We start from the raw sequence: 5,189 nt of genomic DNA, 5'->3' as shown, positions 1-5,189 counted from the left end.
GGCGGCGCCCAACGGCCGGGACCACCACCCCCGGCCGCCAAGGAAACAACGCCCAGCCAGGTTTGCGGTTGTCGATGGGTGTGCGCGTACCGGAAACGTTTGCGCACCTTAGGTCACGATCAGGTCGCGCCCCCGGTCCAGGGGCGGGAGGGGTTCTCGGATAGGGTGGCCTCGACGGCGACGGTGCCGGCAAGCATGGCCGCCCGCGCCGGGCGCCGCCGGCAGCGCCAGCTCCGACCTGGCCGCGGCGGACTCGACCTTCGAGGCGCGGTGGCCAGATGAAGCAACTGCCGGCCCTCGATCAGGTCGGCACGCAGACCTCCGCCGGTCCTAGATCCCGGCGGACCGAAACGAGGAGATCCACCTGTGACCATCCGGGTTGGCATCAACGGCTTCGGCCGTATCGGCCGCAACTTCTTCCGGGCGGTTTCCGCCTCCGGCGCGGACATCGAGATCGTCGGTGTCAACGACCTGACCGACAACGCGACGCTCGCCCACCTGCTGAAGTACGACAGCATCCTGGGCCGGCTGCCGCACGAGGTGAAGGCCACCGCCGACGAGATCACCGTCGCCGGCAAGACCTTCAAGGCGTTCGCCGAGCGTGACCCGGCCAACCTGCACTGGGGTGACCTGGGTGCCGATGTCGTCATCGAGTCGACCGGCTTCTTCACCGACGCCACCAAGGCCAAGGCGCACGTCGACAACGGCGCCAAGAAGGTCATCATCTCGGCGCCGGCCAAGAACGAGGACATCACGATCGTGATGGGCGTCAACGACAACCTGTACGACGCCGCCAAGCACACGATCATCTCCAACGCGTCGTGCACCACCAACTGCCTCGCGCCGATGGCCAAGGTGCTCAACGACACGATCGGCATCGAGCGTGGCCTGATGACCACGATCCACGCCTACACGCAGGACCAGAACCTGCAGGACGGCCCGCACAAGGACCTGCGTCGCGCCCGCGCCGCCGCCCTCAACGTGGTGCCGACCTCCACCGGTGCCGCCAAGGCCGTCAGCCTGGTGCTGCCGGAGCTCAAGGGCAAGCTCGACGGCTTCGCGATGCGCGTGCCGATCCCGACTGGCTCGGCCACCGACCTGACCTTCCAGGCCGGCAAGGAGACCTCCGTCGACGAGGTCAACGCCGCGATCAAGGCCGCCGCGGACGGCCCGCTCAAGGGCATCCTGGTCTACACCGAGGACCAGATCGTCTCCTCGGACATCGTCACCGACCCGGCCTCCTGCATCTTCGACGCCGGCCTGACCAAGGTCATCGGCAACCAGGTCAAGGTCGTCGGCTGGTACGACAACGAGTGGGGCTACTCGAACCGCCTCGTCGACCTGGTCAAGCTGGTCGGCTGAGCCAGTTGAAGACTCTCGACGACCTGCTCGGCGAGGGTGTCTCGGGTCGGCGCGTGCTCGTGCGCGCCGACCTGAACGTCCCGTTCGACAAGGCTGACCCAAGCCGGATCAGTGACGACGGCCGCATCCGCGCGGTGCTGCCGACCCTGATCACTCTGCGTGACGCGGGTGCCCGCGTGATCGTGTGCTCGCACCTCGGCCGCCCCAAGGGTGCGCCGGACCCGAAGTACACGCTCGCCCCGGTCGCCACCCGCCTCGGTGAGCTGCTCGGCAACCCGGTCGTCTTCGCCGAGGACACCGTGGGCCCGTCCGCCCGGGCGGCCGCCGACGCGCTGCTCGACGGCCAGGTGCTGCTGCTGGAGAACCTGCGTTTCAACGCCGGCGAGACCAGCAAGGACGACGCCGAGCGCGGCGCGTTCGCGGACGAGCTGGCCGGGCTGGCGGAGTTCTACGTCGACGACGCGTTCGGCGCGGTGCACCGCAAGCACGCCTCGGTCTACGACGTCGCGGCCCGGCTCCCGCACTACGCCGGTGGCCTGGTCCTCACCGAGGTCGAGGTTCTGCGCAAGGTGTCCGAGACCCCGGAGCAGCCCTACGTGGTGGTGCTCGGCGGTTCGAAGGTCTCCGACAAGCTCGCCGTCATCCAGGCGCTGCTGCCGAAGGTCGACAAGCTGCTCATCGGCGGCGGCATGTGCTTCACCTTCCTCAAGGCCCAGGGCCACGAGGTCGGTAAGTCGCTGCTCGAAGCCGAGATGATCTCCACCTGTGCCGATCTGCTCTCGCAGGCTGACGGCCGCATTGTGCTGCCGGTGGACGTTGTGGCGGCGACCGCGTTCGACGCTTCCGCTGAGCACGACGTCGTCGACATTTCGGATATTCCGGCTGATCGGCTCGGTCTGGACATCGGCCCGAAGTCGGTCGCGCTCTTTGCCGAGACGATCGCGAATGCGAAGACGGTGTTCTGGAACGGCCCGATGGGCGTCTTCGAGCTGGCCCCGTTCGCGGCCGGCACCCGGGGCGTCGCCGAGGCGATCACCAAGATCGACGGCTTCTCGGTGGTCGGCGGCGGCGACTCGGCCGCGGCCGTACGGGCCCTGGGCATCGACGAGTCCGGCTTCGGGCACATCTCGACCGGTGGCGGAGCCTCGCTGGAATACCTCGAGGGCAAGTCCCTGCCCGGCCTCTCGGCACTGGAGTCCTGATGTCAGACGTGACCCGCCGGCCGATCATGGCCGGCAACTGGAAGATGAACCTCAACCACTTCGAGGCCATCCTCCTGGTGCAGAAGCTCGCCGCGAGCCTGACCGAGCAGCAGCTGACCGACGTCGAGGCGGTTGTGCTGCCGCCGTACACCGACCTGCGCAGTGTGCAGACGGCGATCGACGGCGACAAGGTGCTGATCCGCTACGGCGCGCAGGACCTGTCCGAGCACAAGGGCGGCGCGCACACCGGGGACATCTCCGGGTCGATGCTGGCCAAGCTGGGCTGCACCTACGTGGTGGTCGGACACTCCGAGCGCCGCCAGTTCCACCACGAGGACGACGCGCTGGTCAACGCCAAGGTGAAGGCGGCCCTGGCCAACGACCTGACGCCGATCCTCTGCGTGGGTGAGGGCCTGGAGATCCGCGAGGCCGCCAGCCACGTGCCGCACTGCTGCTCGCAGCTGGACGGCGCGCTCGACGGGCTCAAGGCCGAGCAGGTCAAGAACATCGTGATCGCGTACGAGCCGGTGTGGGCGATCGGCACCGGCAAGACCGCGACGCCCGACGACGCGCAGGAGGTGTGCGGCGCCATCCGGGCGCGGCTCGCCGAGAAGTACGGCGCGGAGACGGCGGACGCGGTGCGCGTGCAGTACGGCGGCTCGGTGAAGGCGGCCAACATCGCCGCGATCATGGCGCAGCCCGACGTGGACGGCGCCCTGATCGGCGGCGCGAGCCTGGACGCCGAGGAGTTCGCGTCGATCGTCCGGTTCCGCGAGCACGTCCAGCGCTGAGTTGTAGGCCCGGCCGCCGCCATGCGGTGGCCGGGCACCCGCTATTGTGGTGGCGCTGCTGTGCCCTTCGAGAGGAATGACCCGACCATGCCGATCGCGTTCGCGTACACGTTGATCGTGTTGCTGCTCATCTCCAGCATCCTGCTGACCCTGCTCGTCCTGCTGCACCGCGGCAAGGGCGGCGGCATGTCCAGCATGTTCGGTGGCGGCGTCACTTCCAGCCTCGCCGGCTCCTCGGTCGCGGAGAAGAACCTGGACCGCTACACGGTGCTCGTGGGCGTCATCTGGTTCGCCTGCATCGTGGGCCTGGGCCTCTGGCTCAAGGTCGCGCAGGCGGGCTGAAACACATAGTTAACGTCCGCTTCCCAAGCGTTCGTTATCAGGTCTTCCTCCAGATGCTCCGCGAGTCGTAGACTCTGCCGCGCGGTCCGGTCCGTCCGGGCCGCGCGGTTGTTTTACACCGCTTTTATACCGCCGCTTTCCCCGGCGATGAAACGCCCTCGAGACAGGAGTGACTTCCGTGTCCAGTGGCAGTGCGATCCGCGGCAGTCGTGTCGGCTCCAGCCCGATGCGCCCTGACGAGCGCAGTGAGCCCGCCCCGCGGCGGGAGGTGACGTACTGGTGCGCCGCCGGACACCCCGTGGAGGTCCGCTTCGCGGCCGATGTGGTGCCCCCGGAGACGTGGGACTGCACCCGGTGCGGCCAGCCCGGCGGTCTCGACCGGGAGAAGCCTCCCGGCCGGATGCGCAGCGAGCCCTACAAGTCGCACCTGGCCTACGTCAAGGAGCGGCGCTCCGACGAGGACGGGGCGGCCATCCTGGCCGAGGCGCTGGCCAAGGTCCGGCAGCGCCGCGGCCGCAGCGAGTAGGACGCGCTACTCGGCCGTGCCGCGGCCGAGATAGGTGACGGTGGCCGCGTCGGGCACCGGGATCTCGACGAAGCCCAGCCGTTCGTAGAAGGCCCGGGCGCTGACGTTGGTCACCGCCATGCCCAGATGCACCCGGGGCACCCCGGCGGCGTGCAGGCCGGCCAGGAAGGCGTTGATCAGGCCGCGACCCCAGCCCTGGCCCTGCCACTCCGGCAGCAGGTCGATGTGCAGGTGCGCGGGGTAGTCGGCCAGCTCGGGCACGATCATGCGCTCCGGGTGCTCGTGCAGCCACAGCATGCTGTCCTCGCGGGTCACCGCCGGCTCCGCCGGGTGCGGGTAACGGCCGGCGGTCGCGGGCAGCCATTCGTAGCGGTAACGCTGCGCGAAGCGGGCCGTGTCGGCGGTGCCGAGCACGTAGCCCACGGCTGCGCCGGTGCCGTCGTCGAGGACGTACGCGTGTTCCGGCTCGAGCGTCACGTACGGCGCCGCGAAGATGTCACCCATCAGGCGGTCGGACGAGTACTGCCCCCGGGCATCACCCCCGGCGTCGGCGGTACGGACGCAGATGTCGTAAACGGCGTCGAGGTCGGCGGGACGGTACGCGCGGATCAAGGGCTGCACAGCCGCGAGTCTAGGTAACGGCAACCTGTGACGGGCGTCACCGTGGCAGCGCCAACCTTCCGAGGCGCCGCGCGTCTACTCCTGCGAAGGATCACCCCCGACCGCACAGGAGTTCCGTGATGCGCCTGAACCGCCGTACCGCCTCGATCGCCACCGCCGCGACTGTCGTCGTCCTGGCCGGCGTGGTGACCGCTACCAGGGCTTTCGCGGATGAGGCCCCGGCGCCGGTGCCGGCGGTGACCAGCCCGGCCCCCGCCGCATCGCCGGCCCCCACCTCCAGCGCTGCTCCTGCCGAGACCAGCGCCCCGGCGGAGTCACCCGCGGCCGGCCCGGTGCCGGCGGAGG

7 protein-coding genes are annotated in these 5,189 nt (G+C 69.6%); 6 read left to right on the top strand and 1 reads right to left on the bottom strand.

The window, feature by feature from the left end; all coding sequences use genetic code 11:
• Window positions 1-366: 366 nt before the first annotated feature.
• The 5 genes from gap to AB0C29_RS32520 all read left to right on the top strand — a co-directional run bounded on the left by gap (window position 367) and on the right by AB0C29_RS32520 (window position 4,223).
• Window positions 367-1,362: a type I glyceraldehyde-3-phosphate dehydrogenase gene (gene gap / locus AB0C29_RS32540; RefSeq protein ID WP_360828333.1), complete on the top strand. Its 996-nt coding sequence runs from the start codon at window positions 367-369 to the stop codon at window positions 1,360-1,362.
• A gap of 5 nt (window positions 1,363-1,367) precedes the next feature.
• Window positions 1,368-2,564: a phosphoglycerate kinase gene (locus AB0C29_RS32535; protein ID WP_360828330.1), complete on the top strand. Its 1,197-nt coding sequence runs from the start codon at window positions 1,368-1,370 to the stop codon at window positions 2,562-2,564.
• A complete protein-coding gene (gene tpiA / locus AB0C29_RS32530; protein ID WP_360828327.1) occupies window positions 2,564-3,355 on the top strand; it encodes a triose-phosphate isomerase in 792 nt (263 codons plus the stop codon). Before AB0C29_RS32535 ends, tpiA begins: the two co-directional genes overlap by 1 nt.
• Before the next feature lie 87 nt (window positions 3,356-3,442).
• Window positions 3,443-3,697, top strand: coding sequence for a preprotein translocase subunit SecG (gene secG, locus AB0C29_RS32525; protein WP_360547801.1), 255 nt, complete (start codon window positions 3,443-3,445; stop codon window positions 3,695-3,697).
• A 178-nt stretch (window positions 3,698-3,875) separates the two neighbouring features.
• Window positions 3,876-4,223 carry an RNA polymerase-binding protein RbpA gene (locus AB0C29_RS32520; protein WP_203763021.1) on the top strand — a complete coding sequence of 116 codons (348 nt, stop codon included), beginning with the start codon at window positions 3,876-3,878 and terminating at the stop codon, window positions 4,221-4,223.
• 6 nt (window positions 4,224-4,229) lie between these two features.
• On the opposite strand, the gene AB0C29_RS32515 is transcribed toward AB0C29_RS32520, so the two are convergent.
• Complete coding sequence (locus tag AB0C29_RS32515; RefSeq protein WP_360828324.1) at window positions 4,230-4,844, bottom strand: GNAT family N-acetyltransferase; 615 nt, start codon at window positions 4,842-4,844, stop codon at window positions 4,230-4,232.
• A gap of 119 nt (window positions 4,845-4,963) precedes the next feature.
• Here AB0C29_RS32515 and AB0C29_RS32510 point away from each other — a divergent pair.
• Window positions 4,964-5,189 (top strand): hypothetical protein (locus AB0C29_RS32510; protein ID WP_360828321.1); only part of this gene is annotated, 226 nt, incomplete at its 3' end.

The sequence above is a fragment of the Actinoplanes sp. NPDC048791 genome (assembly GCF_040650095.1).
Classification (GTDB): Bacteria; Actinomycetota; Actinomycetes; order Mycobacteriales; family Micromonosporaceae; genus Actinoplanes.
The sequence above is the reverse complement of the archived record's forward strand: the minus strand, read 5'-3'. Positions and strand labels throughout refer to the sequence as shown.

Coding starts and splice junctions, on each gene's coding strand:
- secG (WP_360547801.1), top strand. CDS start 3,443: ATGCCGATCGCGTTCGCGTACACGTTGATCGTGTTGCTGCTCATCTCC.
- tpiA (WP_360828327.1), top strand. CDS start 2,564: ATGTCAGACGTGACCCGCCGGCCGATCATGGCCGGCAACTGGAAGATG.